The sequence below is a fragment of the Actinoalloteichus hoggarensis genome (assembly GCF_002234535.1).
GTDB lineage: Bacteria > Actinomycetota > Actinomycetes > Mycobacteriales > Pseudonocardiaceae > Actinoalloteichus_A > Actinoalloteichus_A hoggarensis.
This window is the reverse complement of sequence record NZ_CP022521.1, coordinates 5,191,143-5,208,321: the sequence shown is the minus strand read 5'-3', so window position 1 is coordinate 5,208,321 and position 17,179 is coordinate 5,191,143. Positions and strand designations below refer to the sequence as shown.

Here is a 17,179-nt window from a genome sequence, read left to right as displayed (position 1 = left end):
GCGGTGCGGCGCGGCCACCGCGGGGCCTGCCCGAGACGCCCGTCGAGAAGGCCGCCCGAGACGCCCGCCCAGCCGACCCGGAGCCGCCGTGCACCCGGACCGACCGTGAAACCGACACCGTGAACCCGGCCCCGAGAAGCCCGTCGCCCGCCCGGTGACGCGGCAGACCGCCGCCGCCGCCGGACATCCGAGACGACGACATCCGGCCCGCGACCGACCTGACACCCGGTATCGAGAGGATCGACATGCCTTCCCCCACCTCCCCGCGCTGGCTGCGGACGCCGACCGGCTCCCCGCAGGGGCTGGCCTTCGGGGCCGACTACAACCCGGAACAGTGGCCGCGTGAGGTCTGGGACTCCGATGTCGCCCTCATGCTGGAGGCGGGCGTCACGATCGTGTCGCTCGGCATCTTCTCCTGGGCACGCATCCAGCCGCGCCGCGACGAGTGGGACTTCGCCTGGCTCGACGAGTCGATGGACCTGCTGCACGCCAACGGGATCGCCGTCGACCTGGCCACGGCCACCGCGTCGCCGCCGCCGTGGCTGGCCGCCGAGCACCCCGAGATCCTGCCCGTCACCCGCACCGGCGAGGTCCTCTCGCCGGGGGCGCGTCAGCACTGGCGGCCCACGTCACCGGTGTTCCGGGAACACGCCCTGCGGCTGGTGACCGCGCTGGCCGAGCGGTATCGGGACCACCCGGCGCTGGCCGCGTGGCACGTGTCCAACGAGCTGGGCTGCCACAACGTCTACGACTACTCCGACGACGCCGCCCGCGCCTTCCGACGGTGGCTTCAGGCCCGGTACACCACGCTCGACGGGCTCAACCACGCCTGGGGGACGGCCTTCTGGTCGCAGCGGTACTCCGAGTGGGACCAGATCCTGCCGCCCCGACTGGCGGCCTCGCACCCCAACCCGACCCAGCAGCTGGACTTCGCCCGCTTCTCCTCCGATGCGCTCAAGGACTACCTGATCGCCGAGCGGGAGATCCTGCGGCGCATCACCCCCGAGGTGCCGGTCACCACGAACTTCATGGTGATGGGCGGCACGAAGCGCATGGACTACGCGGACTGGGCGAGCGAGGTCGACTTCGTCTCCAACGACCACTACGTCATCCCCGGCCCGCAGGCCCGCGACGAGCTGTCCTTCTCGGCGAACCTCACCAGCGGCATCGCGGGCGGCAGCCCGTGGTTCCTCATGGAGCACTCGACGAGCGCGGTGAACTGGCAGCCGGTGAACGTGGCCAAGCGGCCGGGCGAACTGGCCAGGGACTCGCTGCTGCACGTCGCCCACGGGGCCGACGCGGTCTGCTACTTCCAGTGGCGGCAGTCGGCGGCGGGCGCCGAGAAGTACCACTCGGCGATGGTGCCGCATGCCGGGGCGGACAGCGCGGTGTTCCGCTCGGTGACGCGGCTGGGCGCCCTGCTGCGTGACCTGGCCCCGATCGCGGGGTCGGCCCGCGAACCGGCCCGCGCGGCCATCGTCTTCGACTGGCACTCGTGGTGGGCCAGCGAGCAGGACTCCCACCCGACGTCACTGCTGCGGTATCACCGGGAGGCGCTCGACTGGTACTCGGCCTTCCTCGCCGAGGGCGTGCGGGTCGACGTCGTCCCGGTGGCCGCCGAGCTGAGCGGCTATGACGTCGTCATCGCACCCGTGCTGCACATCGTCACCGCGGAGCTGCGGGACCGGCTGACCGACTACGTCGAGGCAGGCGGGCACCTGGTCACCACCTACTTCTCCGGCATCGTCGACGAGAACGACCACGCCTGGCTGGGCGGCTACCCCGGCGCGCTGCGCGAGCTGCTCGGCATCCGCATCGAGGAGTTCGTGCCGCTGTTGGAGGGGCAGCAGGCCGTGCTGGACGACGGCGCCGTCGGCACCCTGTGGTCCGACCGCATCGACACGGTCGAGCCGGACGTGGACGTGCTGTCCCGTTACGCGGAGGGCGACCTGGCGGGTCTGCCCGCCGTGACCCGCCGCCCGGTGGGGGCGGGCTCGGCGTCCTACGTGTCGACCCGGCTGGGCCCCGACGGCCTGCGCGGCGTGCTGGCCCGGTTCCTCGACGCGGCGGGGGTGGCCGGTGAGCTGCCCGAGACGGCCCGAGGTCGCGTCGAGCTGACGGTGCGGCGTGCCGAGGACGCCGTCTACTGGTTCCTGATCAACCGCACCGACGAGACCGTGGAACTCCCCGGTGACCTCGGCGTGGTGTTGGCCGGGACCGGGACGCCGCCTGCCGAGGGACGGCCCGAGTCGGAGCCGCCGGCCCTGGGACCGAGGGACGTGCTGGTGCTGCGTCGCGCCCCGGAGGAGGCCGCCGACCACACCGGCTGATCAGGATCGACCGCCGAGGCCCGGCGCCGCCCGCCGAGGTCGTCTCGGCCACGAGGTTCATCTCCGCACCGCAGGTCAGGACAGAGAGGACATCGGAATGAGACGATCACACCGACATCGTCTGGTCGCCGGACTGGGCGTCGTCGCGATGGCGGCGGGTGCCGCCTCGGCGGGGGCCGGTCCGGCCGTCGCGGAAGAGCCGACCTCGGCGGTCACCATCACCCCCGACCCGTCGTATCAGGGGCAGGAGTTCGAGGGCTGGGGCACCAGCCTCGTCTGGTTCGCCAACGCCACCGGGGACTATCCCGACGAGATCCGGGAGGAGCTCGCCGAGCTGGTATTCGGCGCCGACGGCCTGCGCCTGAACATCGCCCGGTACAACATCGGCGGCGGGAACGCCCCCGACGTGCCGGACTACCTGCGGGCGGGCGCGGCCGTGCAGGGCTGGTGGCAGGCCCCCGAGGGCACGACCCGCGACGACGTCGACTGGTGGTCGGCGGACGAGCCGGCGCACTGGAATCCGGACGCGGACCGGACCCAACGATGGTGGATCGACCGGATCAAGGGACAGGTCGACCACTGGGAGGCGTTCAGCAACTCGCCGCCGTGGTTCATGACCGAGAGCGGGTACGTCTCCGGCGGCTTCGACGCGCGCGAGGAACAGCTCAAGGCCGACGACGTCGAGGACTTCGCTGCCTACCTGGTGGGCGCGGTGGAGCGGCTGGAGACAGCCCACGGCATCCGCTTCGACACCCTCGACCCGTTCAACGAGCCGAACACCGACTACTGGAGCACCACGCTCGGCCCGGACGGCGACCCGATCGGCGGCAGGCAGGAGGGGGCGCACGTCGGGCCTGGACGCCAACAGGAGGTCATCGCGGCGGTGGACCGTCGGCTGGCCGAGTCCGACGTCGACACGGTGATCGCCGCGATGGACGAGACCAACCCGACCACCTTCGCCGCCAATTGGAACGCCTACTCCCCGGCGGCACGGGCCGCGGTCGGACAGCTCAACGTGCACAGTTACGGGACCGGCGGCCGCACCACCGTCCGAGACCTCGCCAAGGGCGCCGACAAGCCGCTGTGGATGAGCGAGGTGGAAGGTGACTGGGGTGACGGCCAGGACTTCGAGGACATCCGGCCGGGGCTGGGCCTGGCCCGGCACATCATCGGCGACCTGCGCGACCTCGAACCGTCGGCCTGGGTGTTCTGGCAGCCCGTCGAGGACTACGACAACATGAAGCCGGGCGGGGAGTCGGACAAGGGCGGCAACTGGGGGAGCATCCAGCTGCCCTTCGACTGCACCGCCGAGGACACGCTGCGGACGTGCCCGATCCGCATGAACACCAAGTTCGACACGGCGCGGAACTTCACCCACCACATCCGGCCGGGCGACCGGCTCGTGCAGGTGGCGGAGCCGTCCAGCGTCGCGGCGATCGCGGCCGACGGCGAGGGCGCGACGATCGTCCACGTCAACGACGCCGCCGAGGCGAGGACCATCACCGTCGACCTGTCGAAGTTCGCCGAGGTCGCCGCCGATGCCACGGTGACTCCGGTGGTGACCAGCGCGGACGGCGGGCTGGTGCCGCAGCCGCCGGTGGCCGCCGCCACGGGCACGGCCTCGGTGACGGTGCCTGCCCACTCGGTCGTGACCCTCGTGGTGGACGGCGTCTCCGGGGCGGCCGAGGACGCCGCGACGATCCGAGACGGCCGGGACTACCGGCTCATCGGGGCCGGCAGCGGCCGGTCCCTGACGGCGGCCGCCGACGGCGGAGGAGCCGAGATCCGCGGCTCCTCCGACGACGCCGCGCAGACGTGGCGGCTGACCAGGGTCGCCGAGGGCGCCCGGGAGTTCGACAACCGGACGCGGTACGTCGTGACCACGGCCGACGGCGACCGACGGCTTGCGCTGCGCGCGGACCGCGCGGTCCTGGAGGACGTCGACGGCCCGGCCGATCCCGCCGCGCAGTGGATCGGCTCCACCACCGGTGACGGGACCTGGACGCTGGTCAACGCCGACGCAGGCCTGCTCCTGGAGGTGAGCGGCGAGGCGACGCACGACGGCGCCGAGGTCTCGGTCTGGACGCCCAACTCCGGCGCGCACCAGCGTTGGCAGGTCGTCGACGAGTCCGAGCAGGCGGGCCCGTGATGTCCTAGTTCGAGCGTCGACCGTGTTCGATCCGGGCGGGCATCGGCCTTCATGGGGCGGTGCCCGCTCGGGGTCTCGTCGGATCGGTGGGCGGTGTTCGTGGGGCGCGTGTTCGTCCCGGTGTTCTCAGGTCGGGCGGGGCGTCCGGGTGGTGTGCTGTCTGCGCGGCGGTGTCGGTTCGGCGCTGTCTATCCGGCGCTGCCTGCACGGTCGGCGGTGTCGACTCGTGCTCCGGCGTTCGTGCTCCGGTGCTCGTTCGGCGGAGTGGTCCTGCGGGGAACACCGCCGCCGCCGGCGGGCCGGGGGCGGACCGGTTCGGTCGGGCTCTCCCTGCTTGTTCGTGCCCTGCCTGCTCGTTCTCGGCCGGATCGAGCCAGGGCCTGTCGTCTCCCGCCCGCTCCGGCGTCGTCCGGTGCGTCCTCGCCCGGTCGGATGCGGCCGGGTCCGCCCGCCGTCCGCCGTCCGTCCGATCGGGCTGGGCCGCTGTCTGATCCGACCCCTCCCGCGGGCCGGACCGGCGCGGGACACAGGCGGGCTCGGCGCGGGGCGGGCTCCCCGAGCTGTGCCGGAGCAGGCAGGCGGTGCGGGATCACCTCGAACGAGGACCGCGGTGCTCGGCCCCGGCCGCGCCGGGGCGCCTGGCTCGCCCGTGTCGCCTGGCCGCGCCGTGGCGTTCTCGGCCTGGCCACGTCGTGATGCCGCCGTCCCGCCCGACGCCCGACGCCGCCCTGCCTGTCGTCCGCACCCTCGGCGGGCAGGGCAGGGCGCGGACTCAGCCGCCCGGTGGTGTGCGCAGGTCCAGGCCGGTCTCCAGCCCGTCGGGCCAGTGGACGACGAGCCGGGTGCCCGCCACGGTCAGCGTCGGATCGACGCCGAGATCCTCGGTGCCGTCGTCGAGCCGCACCACCGCGGCCACCAGCACCGGCTGATCGGGCACCGCTCGATCGTGTACCGGTGTCGCGGCGCCCTCGGATGCCGCCGGGTCGCCGGACCCGTCCCGGCCGCCCGTGGCGGGGGAGAGGTCGAAGGCCAGCCAGGGAGTCGCCGTCCAGGTGCCCAGTGGACTCACGCCTTGCTCCACGGTGACGTCCTCGGCGGCGGGCCGCAGCCGCGTGTCCACCCGCGCAGCCGGGACTCCAGCAGCCGAGCTCCCCGCAGCCGGGACCGCCGCAGCCGCAGCCGCCGTCCCCACCCCCGCGCCGCCGTCCACACCGGCAGCCGAGCCGCCGACCGCCACCGAGACCGCCCGCAGGGAGGAGCGCAGCCCGCCCGTCGAGGCGCAGGCGCCGGGACCGAGGCGCGGCCGCTCGGCCGCCGACAGCGGCCAGCCGCCCAGCCGCAGCGTGCGGGCCCGCGTCGGGCCGCGGTTCGCATCGGCCGCGGGCTCGATCCGCGCGATCCGCACCTCCACGCCGTCGCGGATCACCGAGGCCACGGTGACCGTCGGCCCTTCGACCACCGTCCCGCTGCGGCCGGAGCCGTGGTCGGCCGATCGGTCGGAGCCCGCGTCGATCCAGTGCACCCGCCCGGTGGAGGCTCCGGCGAGCACCCCGTCCGACAGTGGACGGGTGAACAGGGTGGTGAAGCCGCTGCGGTGGGTCGCCCGGCCCTCGGCGTCCAGCAGCACCACGGCGTTGTCCAGCGGATCGGTCACGCCCGAACCGATCAGCGGCGGGACGGTGGCGGTGGAGTAGCCGAGGCGGGCGTACAACGGCGAGTCGGTGAGTCGCGCACCCGGCCGGGCATGGTCGGTGCCGTGGTTGAGCACCACGGCGACGCCGTCGCGACGACGCGCCGAGACCAGCCAGCCCGGTGCCGTGATCACCCGGGACACGTCCCCGGTCTCCACCGGCAGGCCGACCTCCCGGCTGGTCCACACCGGATGGTCGGCGGGCAGCGCCAGGCCGAGCATCCCCTTGGCCGCCCAGTACGGCGATGCCGGGCCGGAGTAGTCCTGTCGCATGGCGGGCCAGGGCCCGTGCCAGCCGAGGGTCAGCAGTCCGTCGCCGGCACGGGCGCCGCGGTCGACGAAGTGGGCGAGGATGCCGCTCGCCGCGCGCCGCACCTGTCCCGGCGGCAGCCCGCCCACGCCCGTGACGGCGCCGGTCCAGAGTGGAGCGGCGGCGGCGAAACGGTAGATCAGGCTCCGTCCCTGCATCAGCGGCGACCCGTCCGCCCCGGTCAGCGCGAGGGCGTCGGCCAGATAGCGTGACAGGTCCTCGGCCCACCGCGTGCGCAGCTCGGCCGGACACAGCGTCCCCGTCACGTCGAACCACTCGGTCCACAGCAGCGGATAGACGTGCAGCGCCCAGCCGGTGTAGTGGTCGTAGGCCCGTTCGTCGGCGCCGTCGGACAGCCAGCCGCCGGGTCGGCGCAGCGCGGCGTGCACGGCGAGGTCCTGCTCGACGTCCTCAGCCGACCACGGGCCGCCCGCCTCCCGGAGGAACGACTCGACGATGATCCGGAACCACACCCAGTTGATCGGCGGATACGGCTGCCCGATCACCCCGGCCAGCCAGTCCAGCGTGCGTTCGCGTACGGCGTCGTCCAGCCGATCCCACAGCCACGGCCTGGTGAGCTGGAGGATCAGCGCGATCGAGGCGGCCTCGACCTTGGCCTGACCGAGTTCGTCGGGTCGCGGCCAGTACTCCGGCGAGGCGGGGTCGGTGCCCGCGCGCAGGCCCTCGGCGTAGCGGTCCAGCAGTCCCGTCGGGTCGGCGCCGCGGTCGCCCGCGATCCGGAATCCGGCCAGCAGGAACGTCCTGGCGAAGCCCTCCAGCCCGTCGGAGATCCGGCCGTTGCGGCTGGCGGGCCCGGGCAGGTCGTATCGGGCGCCGAGCGGAGAGCGGTGTCGGTCCACGGCGGCCAGCATCGAGTCGGCGAGGTCGGTCCAGTGCGCACGGGTCCAGCCCGTGTACGGGGACAGCCCGCGATCCGGCGGCGGGCTCATGCCTGGGCCGCCCTGGTCTCGCGGGTGACCTGGTCCAGCGCGGGCAGACCCGCGCCGAGGCGTTCCAGTTCGGTGAGCGCCGCCGCCGTGAGCAGCCGCGTCTCGGAGTCGAGCGAGCCGGCGATGTGGGGAGTGATCACGACGTTCGGCAGATCGTAGAGCGGGGAGTCGGCGGGCAGCGGCTCCGGCTCGGTGACGTCCAGGATCGCATGCAGACCGTCCCGTTCGCAGGCAGCGGTGAGGGCGGCGGTGTCGACCAGCGCGCCGCGGGCGGTGTTGATCAGCACCGAGCCCGGTGGCAGCGCCGCCAGTTCCTCGGCGCCGATCAGCCTGCGGGTCTCCGGGAGCGACGGCGCGTGCAGGCTGAGCACGTCGGCCCGCGGCAGCGCCTCGGCCAGGCTCGCGGGCTCGGCCCCGGCGGCGGTGATCACGGACGGGTCGACCACCGGGTCCACCACGAGGACTCGCGCCGCGGCCAGCGACACCAGCAGGTCGACGACGCGACGTCCGACGCGGGAGTACCCGACGACCACCACCGTCCGGTCGCGGCCCGACAGCGCCCCGCGCCCCGACCGGTAGCTCCAGTCGGCGCGGTGCACGCGGGCGTCGGCGGCGAGGAACGGCACCTTCTTGAACGCCCACAGCACCGAGGCCAGGGTGAACTGGGCGACCGGCTCGGCGTTGGCCGCGGCGGCCGTGGTCACCAGGATGTCGCGTTCGAAGACCGCGTCGCCGACATGGCCCCGGACGCTGCCCGCCGCGTGCAGGACGGCCCGCAGCCCTGGCGCGGCCGCCAGCACGTCGGCGTCCAGCGGCGGCGCACCCCACGAGGTGATCAGCACCTCGACCTCGGCGAGTCGGCGTCGGACGGCAGGCGAGGCCAGCTCGTCGGTGTGCACCGGATCTCCGAGGCGGGCCAGCGTGCGGAGTCGCTCGTGCTCGGCGGGGCCGAACTGGTCGGCGAACGCCTCGGCGCTCATCACGAGCATCGTCTCGGGCCTGCGTGGCGTCATTTCACGCTCCCCGCGGCCAGACCGGAGCGCCACTGCCGTTGCAGCACGATGAACGCGAGCACCAGAGGCACCACGGCCAAGAGGGACCCGGTGATGACCAGCGGGTTGTAGTGGGGGAACTGCGACACGCGGGAACTCCATTGGAAGAGGCCGAGGGTGACGGGGAACAGCTTCGGGTCGGTGAGCATGACCAGCGGCAGGAAGAAGTTGTTCCAGATGCCGACGAACTGGAACAGCAGGATGGTGACCACCCCCGGCCGCAGCAGCGGCAGCGCGACGGTGACGAAGGTCCGCAGCTCGCCCGCGCCGTCGATGCGCGCGGCCTCCAGCAGCTCGTTCGGCACGGCCGCCTCGGCGTAGGCCCGCGCGAGGTAGACGCCGAACGGATTGGTGAGCAGCGGGATGAAGACCGCCCAGAACGTGTCGACGATGCGCAGTTCCGTGGCCAGCAGGTAGAGCGGCAGGGCCAGCGCGGTGGTGGGGACCAGGACGCCCGCCAGGGTGACGGCGAACAGCAGCCTGCGACCGGGGAAGTCCAGCCGGGCGATCGCGTAGCCGCAGGCCGTGCAGATCAACGCGCCCAGCAGCGCGCCCGCCCCGGCGTAGAGCAGCGAGTTGCGTGCCCAGTCCAGGAAGATGCCGCCCTCCTCGGTGAAGAGGTCGCGCAGATTGCCCGCGAGGTTCCACTCGCCTAGTTCGAACGCGCTGGTGGTGGAGAAGTCGCCGACGTTCTTGGTGGCCGAGGTGAACAGCCACACCAGCGGCAGCACGCTGTACAGGGCGGCCAGCAGCAGCAGCGCGTGGACGGCGCCCCGCGAGGTCCAGCGGGAGGTCTGTCTGGTCGTGGTCATCGAGACCTCCGGGTGGACAGTCGCATGACCAGCGCCGACAGGATCGCCGAGGCGACGGCCAGCACGAGGGAGGCCGCGGCGGCCTTGCCGTAGTCGTTGCTGATGAACGCCGACTCGTACACGTAGAGGCTCGGGGTCCAGGTGCTGGTCACGGAGTTGGTGAACGAGCTGAGGACGAGCGGCTCGGTGAACAGCTGGAGGGAGCCGATGACGGTGAAGACCAGCGCGACGAAGATCGTCGGCCGAATCATCGGCGTCTTGATCGACAACGCGGTGCGGATCGGTCCGGCGCCGTCGACCCTGGCCGCCTCCAGCACGTCGCGGGGCACGGTCTGCAACGCCGTGTAGAAGATGATCATGTTGTAGCCCATCCACTGCCAGGTGGCCATCACGACGATGGAGGGCAGAACGCCGTCGGCGCCGAGCGGGTTCCAGGGCAGGACGTCGTTCAGCGGTCCGATGCCGGGGCTGAACAGGTACGACCAGATGAGCCCCGCGATCACACCGGGCACGGCATACGGCAGGAACACCATCAGCGACCACATCTGCCGCAGCCGCAGCACCGCCCCGTCCAACAGCAGCGCGAGGACCAGCGCGGCGCCCAGCATCAGGGGCACGTGGATCAGAGCGTAGAGCCCGACGTTGACCAGGCTCGTCCGGAACGCCGGGTCGCCGAGGACCTCGGCGTAGTTGGCCAGCCAGACGAAGACGTCCTCGGGGCCCGCGAAGCCCAGGCCGGTGAGGCGCTCGGTGAACAGGCTCAGATAGAGGGCGTAGCCGATCGGGATGAGGACGGTTCCCGTGAGCAGCAGCGCGAACGGCGCGGCCAGCACCAGCGGCGCCGTCCGCAGCCGTCGGCGTCGTGGGCCGGGTGGTCGCGGCTCGGCGGACGTCTCGGACTTGGCGAGCACGGTCATGACCGCCCCCGCTCGCGGACCGACAGGCCCCGGTCGCGCATGCCCGCCACGGCGGCGGCCTGCACGCCCGCCAACGCCTCGGGGATGGTGGTGCGTCCGGTGGTGACTCCGCCGAAGGCGTCGGCCACCGTCGAGAAGAGACCGAGGGCGTTCGGGCCCCACGTCCAGTCGGGCACGCGGGAGTCGGCCTCGTCCAGCACGTCGTACACCGGGTCGCCGACGAAGTAGTCGCCGGGTGCCAAGCCCCTGGCCACCTCGCGGTTGGGCAGGTAGGCGGGGAACGGCGAGGTGAACTCGGACCCGATGCGCGGCACCTCGGGGTCGGTGCTCAGCCACCGCAGGAACGTCATCGCCGCCTCCGGCACCGCGCTCTCGCGGGAGACGCCGAACGCCGTGCCGCCCTGGATGCCGTTGGCGAGGTCGTCGCCCCAGGTGGGCATGGTGGTCACGGCCCAGCGTCCGCGATCGTCGGGGATGGACTTCTGCAGCGTGCCGACGCTCCAGGACGCGCCGAGCAGACCCCAGAGCCGTCCCTCGTGCATGGCCGCGATCCAGTCCTGGGTGCCGGTCGCCCCGCTGCCCACCAGGTCGGCGGTGATGAGGTCCTGCCAGTACGCCCCGGTGCGCAGCGTCCCCTCGCCCGCGACGTCGACCACCCAGGTGTCGCCGTCGATCGACCACCACGGGTCGCCCGCCTGCCAGGACATCCCGGCGAAGAAGGAGCCGTCGTTGAGCGGGAACGTCGTGATGCGTGCGGCGGGGTCGAGCGCGCGGATCGCCTCGGCGGCGTCCCGGAACTCCTCCCAGGTGCGCGGCACGGGCAGACCGGCCTCGTCGAAGAGGTCCTTGCGGTAGTAGAAGGCCATCGGGGCCATGTCCATCGGCACCGCCCAGGTCCGGCCGTCGGGCCGCACGGCCTGCCAGGCGGCGGACGAGTAGCCGTCGGCGAGGTCGGCGACGTCCTCGGTGATGTCGCGCAGGCCGCCGGTAGCCAGGATCTGGATCAAACCCTGGTATTCGACATGCAGGATGTCGGGCGCGTTGTGCGCTCGGATGGCGTTCGTCTGTTGCGCGTACCCGCCGGACAGGCCCGCGGCCAGCACGCTCAGCTCCACGTGCACCTCGCGCTGGGCGGCGTTGAACGCCGCGACGTAGCGGTCCATCCCGGTCAACCAGGACCACAGCCGCACGGTGGTGGCTCCGGGCGGCGCGCTCGTCGAGGTGGCGCAGCCCGCGAGCAGTGACCCGCCCGAGACGGCGACGGCGGTGCGGGCCGAGGCGCGGAGGAAGGCGCGGCGCGACCAGCCGGTATCAAGCCCCATTGCTGATTCCCTTCTGGCAGTTACCTGCGTCACCTCATCGTGTGAAATCGTTCGCGGTCAATCATGGTGGCCAGAACCGATCACGATCGATCAGGAGCGAAAGTGACCGAAGGCCCTCTCACCGGGTTGCTCACCGGCGCGGCGGCGGCCGTCGACGACGGCCGCGGGCAGGCGGTCGGGGATGGTCCCGACCCCGTCGCCCTGGTGCTGCGCGACGCCAAGGCCCGGCTGCCCGTTCCGCCGGTCACCGATCGCGGCGTCTGGGACGCCGTCGACGCGCGGACCCGGGACGGCCTGCTGCGGCTCGCGGCCCGGTGGCGCGCCCGGCCTGCCCCGGTGCTGCGCGCCTCCGACTGGGCCCGATCGTTCCGCGACGGCAACCGCACGGCGCATGAGGACGCGGCACGGGAGCTGCGGACGAGGACGGCGGCGGTCACGCTGGCAGCCGTGCTCTCCGGCGAGCACGCCGCGGCCGACGCGCCGCCCGACGCCGTCCCCGACCTCGATGCCGCGGCGGACGGGATCACGGCCCTGTGCGAGATGAGCACGTGGTGCTGGGCGCCGCACGACGCGCACACCGCGGCCCGCCGGGAGGTGCTGCCCGACCCGGACGACCCGTACCTCGATCTCGGTGCCGCCGAGGTCGGCGGCCTCCTCGCCTGGGCGGATCACGTCCTCGGCCCGCACCTCGACGTCCGCGTGCCGGGCCTGCGTCGCCGCATCCGCCGCGAGGTGCGGTCGCGGCTCCTGACACCCTTCACGACCAGGCGGGACTGGCCGTGGCTGGGACTGGACCGACCCGCCGACAACTGGAACGCCTGGATTCACAGCGCCGTGGTGATCGCCGCCGTCACGGTGATCGACGATCCCGGCGAGCAGGCCGCCGTGCTGCGGCTCGTCCTGTCCGGACTCGACCGGTTCCTCGCCGCGCTGCCGGACGACGGCGGGATCGACGAGGGCGTGGCGTACTGGTGGCACGGGGCGGGGCGACTGTGGGAGTCGCTCGAACTGCTCGCCGCGGTGGGCGGTCCGACGTTGGACGCCAGGAGGCTGCCGATCCTGGGGCGGCTCGCTCGGTTCCCGCATCGCATGCATCTCGGCGGGCTCTGGTACGTCAACGCCGGGGACGGGCCGGCGCTGCTGTCCGGGACACAGCCCTGGCATCTCGCCCACCGATGGGGGCGGACGCTGTCCGACGCAGCCGTCCGGGACCACGCGGCGGCCCGAGGCGGTCGGGACCCGCTCGCGGTCCGTCCGGAGGCGGGTCTGGGCAGCGCGCTGGTCGGGCTCGTCGACGAGGAGTGGCGGGCGGCGCACACGGCCGCGCGGGCGACCGCGGGCCCGGTGGAACCGAGTCGCCGGGCAGTACAGCCCGGCGAGGCGGACCGAACGCCTGTGAGTCGATCGGAGCCGGGGGCGTGGGGACCTGATGCGATAGGGCCTGATGTGGTGGCGCCTGAGGTGGCAGGGCCGGGCGCGGCCGGGGTGGGCGGCGCGGACGTGAGACGGCCGAGTGCCGGCCATGACGCCGTCGGCGCCACCCGGACCGATCTCGCCGGTGCGGATCACCGGGGGACGGATCTCGCGGAGCCGCACCTTCCAGGGGTCGATCTCTCAGGGCTCGACTCCGCCGCAGGTCGGGATCTTCCGGCGTCGAACCTCCCTGGACCCGACCCAGACGGCGATCGGGGCTCCTGGCTGAGCCGAGACGACTGGCTGCCCCGGGTGCAGGTGCTCGTCGCCCGCGAGACGGCGGGTACCACCCGCGGCCTGACGCTGGCCGCGAAGGCGGGCCACAACGGCGAACGGCACAACCACCTCGACGTCGGGTCGTACTGGGTCGCGCTCGACGGAACGCCGCTGATCGTGGACGTCGGGCAGCCCACCTACACCGCGGGCAGCTTCGGCGCGAACCGCTACGACGCCTGGCCCCTGCGCAGCGAATGGCACAACGTCCCCGAGCCCGGTGCCGCCCAGCCGGCCGGGGCCGAGCACGCGGCGCGCGACGTCGCCGTCGAGCGGACCGAGCGGACCACCGCGCTGCACGCCGAACTGGCGGGCGTCTATCCCGCCGGACTGCTCGCCCGCTGGTCGCGGTCGATCCGGCTGATTCGGGCGACCGGTCGGGAAGAGGCCCACGTGGTGATCGACGATTCCTGGGAGTCGGCGGCGGGCGCCCCGGTGCTGCTGCGGCACGTCCTCGCGGGGACCGTCGAGCTCGCCTCCGGGCGGGCGATCGTGACGCCGGCCTCGGGGCGGGCGCTGCTGGTGAGCTGGGACCCGACGCTGCTGGTCGCCGAGGTGGAGCGCAGGCCGCTGGACGATCCGCTGCTGCGTGCCTCGTGGGGTGCACAGCTCACCAGACTGACGCTGGGCGCGGTCTCCTCGACGGTGACCGCCGCGCGTGTTCGGCTGGCGGCGGCGTCATGACGTTGGCGGCTCAGCGGCAGGACGCCGTCCTCGCCTTCGTCCGCCGCCGGGGCGGGGCCCGCCTGGCCGAGCTCGTCACCCTGCTGGGCGTCTCCGCCGTCACGGTGCGGCGCGACGTCACCGCCCTGGCCGATCGCGGTCTGGTGGTCCGGGTGCACGGCGGGATCACCCTGCCTCGGCGCGGCAGCCAGGACAGCGGACATCGCGGCTCGGTCTTCGGCGGCACGGTGCTCCGGACCGCCGTGGGGATGGTCGTGCCCTCGGTGGAGTACTACTGGCCGCACGTCATCCAGGGCGCACAGGCCGCCGTCGCCGCCGCCGACGGCAGGCTGGTGATGCGGGTGACCCACTACCAGCCCGGCGAGGACCGCAGGCAGATCGCCGACCTGCTGGACCGAGGGGTGAAGACGCTGCTGGTCGCCCCGGTCGTCTCCGGCGACGCCGGGCGGGAGCTGCTGCGCTGGCTGGGCGGGCTGGCCGCGTCGATCGTGCTGGTCGAGCGCCGCCCGCCCCCGGAGCTGCCGACGCTGGCGCTCGACGCCGCCACGACCGCGCATGCCATGGGCGCGGGGCTCGCCGTCCGACATCTGGTGACCCTCGGACATCGCTCCGTGGCGCTGGTGACCTCTCGGTCGAGCCCCACCAGTCGTGCGCTGCGCACCGGCTGGCGGGACACCACGGCCGAACTCGGGCTGCCCTGCGCGGAGTCGATCGACGTCGAGGTTCCCGCGTACGGCACGCCCGGCTGGCCCGCCACCTACGACGACGTGTTGCGCGGCTGCCGTCGCGACGACGTCCGCGCCATGCTCGTGCACTCCGATCGTGAGGCGGTCGGAATGCTGGAACGCGCTCGTTTCCTGGGCATCGACGTGCCCGGTGAACTCGCGGTGGTGTCCTATGACGACGAGGTGGCCGCCGCGTCCGACCCGCCGCTGACGGCGGTCCGGCCGCAGAAGCATCGTCTCGGCAGGCTCGCCGCCGAACTGGCGCTGGCGCGGGCGGCCGAGGGTGCGATGCGCCCGGTGCACCGGGTGGAGCTGTGGCCCACGTTGGAGGTGCGGGAGTCCTGCGGGGGACGGGCACCCTAGGTATGCCGTCGGCGGGAACGAAGACGTCACCCGGTCCTGCCGCGGGGGCGCCGGCACCGACCGTGGCGCCCGCCGGCCTGCCGCGCGCCGCACTCGGCCGCGGTGTGTCCCGGCCGGGAGGGGACGGCGCTGCGACGAGGATCCGGGGCGGGCACCTCCGCCGATGGTCGTCGAGCGGCGTCTCGGCCCGAGGGGCGCGTGTCTGCCTGGGCGTCGAGATCGTGCCCGCCGCCCGCGGTCACGGCTCCGATCAGGACTGACCGGCGGGCGGCGCGGTGCTTTGACGCAGCACGAGACGGGTGGGCACCAGTGTCCTGCTGTGCGCGACGGGCTCGCCGCGCATCTGACGCAGCGCGTCCGTGACGAGCCTGCGGCCGACCTCGGTGAAGTCCTGGTGGATCGTGGTCAGCGGCGGGAGGAAGGAGCCGGCGTCGGGGATGTCGTCGAAGCCGACGACGCTGACCGCCGCGGGCACCGGCCGCCCGGCCTCGTGCAGAGCGCGGAGCAGACCGAGCGCCATCTGATCGTTGGCGGCGAAGATCGCGGTGCAGTCGGGTTCCGCCGCCAGCCGCAGCCCGGCCCGATAGCCGGAGTCGGCCGTCCAGTCGCCTCGGACCAGCGGCGGGACGGCGCGGTCCTCTTCACGCAGCGCCTGTTCCCAGGCCGAGGCCCGGCGGCGCGCCGCGAAGGACTCGTCGGGCCCGGCGAGATGCCAGACGGTGCGGTGACCCAGGTCGAGCAGGTGGTGTACCGCGTCTCGTGTCCCGCCGACCTGGTCGGTGTCGACGATGCGGTAGAGGTCGTCCTCGCCCGACTGGGCGACCACGATCGGCACGTCGCGTGGCAGGTCCACCGTCGCCGCGTCCAGCAGGTGGACCTCCATGATGACGATGATCGCGTCCACCGCCAGCTCACCGAGGCGGGTGAAGGCCCCGTGCATCCCGGCCTGCGTCGGCACGCTCACCGGCAGGAGGGTGACGGCGTAGCCCTCCTGCGCGGCGGACGCCGAGATCGCCTCCAGCGTGCGGACGTTGCCGGTGCTGGACAGCGTGAAGAGGATGACCCCGATCGTGCGGAACTCGCCGCGCTTGAGGGCACGGGCGGCGCTGTTGGGCCGATAGCCCAGCTCCTGCATCGCTCGTACCACCTGGCGTCGCGTCGACTCCGTGACACTGGGGTGTCCGTTGGACACTCTCGACACGGTCTGCGAGGACACGCCCGCCAGCCGCGCGACGTCGGCCATCGACACCCGCCGTACGCCCTCGACCAACCGATCCGTCCCTTCGCCGCCGGCATCGTCGCCGTCGAACACTGTAAGCGGCCCGGCCCGCCGGTCGGAATCTCCTCGCCGGTCGGGCGCGCGAACGGCGCCGACCTGCGCCGACGGGCGCTGCCGCGAGATCGCCGGGCACGGCGTCGGCGAGGGGACGGCCCAGGCCGCCGACGGCGTCGGTCTCCGCCCCGGATCGGCGACCGGCGCGCCGCCCGCTCAGACGTTCGTCAGGTCCTTCTCGGCGATGATCTTGGTGGGAGTGAGGCGCACGGTCATCATTCCCTCGCCCGCGTTCAGCCTGCCGTACTGGTCGGCGAGCTCCTCGCCCATGTACCGGGCGGCGTTGCGCGTCGACCAGTGCAGGACGTCGCCGGGCTCGGCGTTGGTGGTGACGGTGCCCTCCACGACGGCGAAGGAGAACGGGGGCTCGTCATCCTCGACGCACACGGCCGCCTGCCCGGTGCGCAGCAGGTCGTGGCCCTTCGCGGAGTGCGCGCTCGTGGTGAACACCAGGTCCGAGTCGTCCAGCACGAACCACACTGGGGTGACGTGCGGGCGACCGTCCGCGCGCACCGTGGCGATCTTCGCCGTCCGGGTGCCCTCCTGGATGAAGTTCTCGTACTCCGCGGTGGTCATCGTGGTCATCGCCGCCTCCTCCTCGGTCCGTCTCGTGTCCTGGTTCGTCGCCCGCGGCCTCGGACGGTGTGCGCCGGCCGCCGGGTGGTGCGGCGGGAGGTCGAGCGGCGGAGTGGGCTCACCTGCGGGCGAGCCGCGATCAAGGCGCCGTCGCCCCGCACAGGGCAGGAGTGCCCGAGTCGGCCGCGGCGAAAACCGGCCCGCTGACCAGGTGTGACGG

The 17,179-nt window shown here is 73.4% G+C and carries 11 protein-coding genes; 4 read left to right on the top strand and 7 right to left on the bottom strand.

What is annotated here, in order from left to right:
- Nucleotides 1-245 precede the first annotated feature (245 nt).
- Together AHOG_RS22225 and AHOG_RS22220 are read left to right on the top strand one after the other, a co-directional pair.
- A complete protein-coding gene (locus tag AHOG_RS22225) occupies nucleotides 246-2,330 on the top strand; it encodes a beta-galactosidase (RefSeq protein WP_093943073.1) in 2,085 nt (694 codons plus the stop codon).
- A gap of 97 nt (nucleotides 2,331-2,427) precedes the next feature.
- Nucleotides 2,428-4,479 (top strand): glycoside hydrolase, encoded by a 2,052-nt coding sequence (locus AHOG_RS22220; RefSeq protein WP_093943072.1) that lies wholly within the window; start codon nucleotides 2,428-2,430, stop codon nucleotides 4,477-4,479.
- 772 nt (nucleotides 4,480-5,251) lie between these two features.
- Here the strand turns inward: AHOG_RS22220 and AHOG_RS22215 are convergent.
- From AHOG_RS22215 to AHOG_RS22195, 5 genes are read right to left on the bottom strand one after another with little or no spacing between them, the layout of a single operon-like run.
- On the bottom strand, nucleotides 5,252-7,429 hold the full coding sequence (locus tag AHOG_RS22215) for a DUF2264 domain-containing protein (RefSeq protein ID WP_093943071.1): 2,178 nt from the start codon (nucleotides 7,427-7,429) through the stop codon (nucleotides 5,252-5,254).
- Nucleotides 7,426-8,442, bottom strand: a complete 1,017-nt coding sequence (locus AHOG_RS22210; RefSeq protein WP_093943070.1) for a hydroxyacid dehydrogenase — start codon at nucleotides 8,440-8,442, stop codon at nucleotides 7,426-7,428. The genes AHOG_RS22215 and AHOG_RS22210 overlap by 4 nt, the downstream gene beginning before the upstream one ends.
- Nucleotides 8,439-9,293, bottom strand: coding sequence for a carbohydrate ABC transporter permease (locus tag AHOG_RS22205; protein ID WP_093943069.1), 855 nt, complete (start codon nucleotides 9,291-9,293; stop codon nucleotides 8,439-8,441). Before AHOG_RS22205 ends, AHOG_RS22210 begins: the two co-directional genes overlap by 4 nt.
- Nucleotides 9,290-10,210 carry a carbohydrate ABC transporter permease gene (locus tag AHOG_RS22200; protein ID WP_093943068.1) on the bottom strand — a complete coding sequence of 307 codons (921 nt, stop codon included), beginning with the start codon at nucleotides 10,208-10,210 and terminating at the stop codon, nucleotides 9,290-9,292. The genes AHOG_RS22205 and AHOG_RS22200 overlap by 4 nt, the downstream gene beginning before the upstream one ends.
- Nucleotides 10,207-11,532 (bottom strand): ABC transporter substrate-binding protein, encoded by a 1,326-nt coding sequence (locus AHOG_RS22195; RefSeq protein ID WP_093943067.1) that lies wholly within the window; start codon nucleotides 11,530-11,532, stop codon nucleotides 10,207-10,209. Before AHOG_RS22195 ends, AHOG_RS22200 begins: the two co-directional genes overlap by 4 nt.
- A 102-nt stretch (nucleotides 11,533-11,634) precedes the next feature.
- Here AHOG_RS22195 and AHOG_RS30115 point away from each other — a divergent pair, with 102 nt between their 5' ends.
- Nucleotides 11,635-13,962: a heparinase II/III domain-containing protein gene (locus AHOG_RS30115; protein ID WP_245856385.1), complete on the top strand. Its 2,328-nt coding sequence runs from the start codon at nucleotides 11,635-11,637 to the stop codon at nucleotides 13,960-13,962.
- Nucleotides 13,959-15,050, top strand: coding sequence for a substrate-binding domain-containing protein (locus AHOG_RS22185; protein ID WP_093943066.1), 1,092 nt, complete (start codon nucleotides 13,959-13,961; stop codon nucleotides 15,048-15,050). Before AHOG_RS30115 ends, AHOG_RS22185 begins: the two co-directional genes overlap by 4 nt.
- A gap of 250 nt (nucleotides 15,051-15,300) precedes the next feature.
- Here the strand turns inward: AHOG_RS22185 and AHOG_RS22175 are convergent, their stop codons facing one another.
- Together AHOG_RS22175 and AHOG_RS22170 are read right to left on the bottom strand one after the other, a co-directional pair.
- Nucleotides 15,301-16,320, bottom strand: coding sequence for a LacI family DNA-binding transcriptional regulator (locus AHOG_RS22175; RefSeq protein WP_245856384.1), 1,020 nt, complete (start codon nucleotides 16,318-16,320; stop codon nucleotides 15,301-15,303).
- A 219-nt stretch (nucleotides 16,321-16,539) separates the two neighbouring features.
- Nucleotides 16,540-16,968: a PPOX class F420-dependent oxidoreductase gene (locus AHOG_RS22170; protein ID WP_211290477.1), complete on the bottom strand. Its 429-nt coding sequence runs from the start codon at nucleotides 16,966-16,968 to the stop codon at nucleotides 16,540-16,542.
- Nucleotides 16,969-17,179 lie beyond the last annotated feature (211 nt).

What these genes read in the sequence shown, in the direction of transcription:
- AHOG_RS22185 (WP_093943066.1), top strand. Translation starts at nt 13,959, where the DNA reads ATGACGTTGGCGGCTCAGCGGCAGGACGCCGTCCTCGCCTTCGTCCGC.
- AHOG_RS22215 (WP_093943071.1), bottom strand. Translation starts at nt 7,429, where the DNA reads ATGAGCCCGCCGCCGGATCGCGGGCTGTCCCCGTACACGGGCTGGACC.
- AHOG_RS22210 (WP_093943070.1), bottom strand. Translation starts at nt 8,442, where the DNA reads ATGACGCCACGCAGGCCCGAGACGATGCTCGTGATGAGCGCCGAGGCG.
- AHOG_RS22200 (WP_093943068.1), bottom strand. Translation starts at nt 10,210, where the DNA reads ATGACCGTGCTCGCCAAGTCCGAGACGTCCGCCGAGCCGCGACCACCC.
- AHOG_RS22205 (WP_093943069.1), bottom strand. Translation starts at nt 9,293, where the DNA reads ATGACCACGACCAGACAGACCTCCCGCTGGACCTCGCGGGGCGCCGTC.
- AHOG_RS22225 (WP_093943073.1), top strand. Translation starts at nt 246, where the DNA reads ATGCCTTCCCCCACCTCCCCGCGCTGGCTGCGGACGCCGACCGGCTCC.
- AHOG_RS22195 (WP_093943067.1), bottom strand. Translation starts at nt 11,532, where the DNA reads ATGGGGCTTGATACCGGCTGGTCGCGCCGCGCCTTCCTCCGCGCCTCG.
- AHOG_RS22170 (WP_211290477.1), bottom strand. Translation starts at nt 16,968, where the DNA reads ATGACCACGATGACCACCGCGGAGTACGAGAACTTCATCCAGGAGGGC.
- AHOG_RS22220 (WP_093943072.1), top strand. Translation starts at nt 2,428, where the DNA reads ATGAGACGATCACACCGACATCGTCTGGTCGCCGGACTGGGCGTCGTC.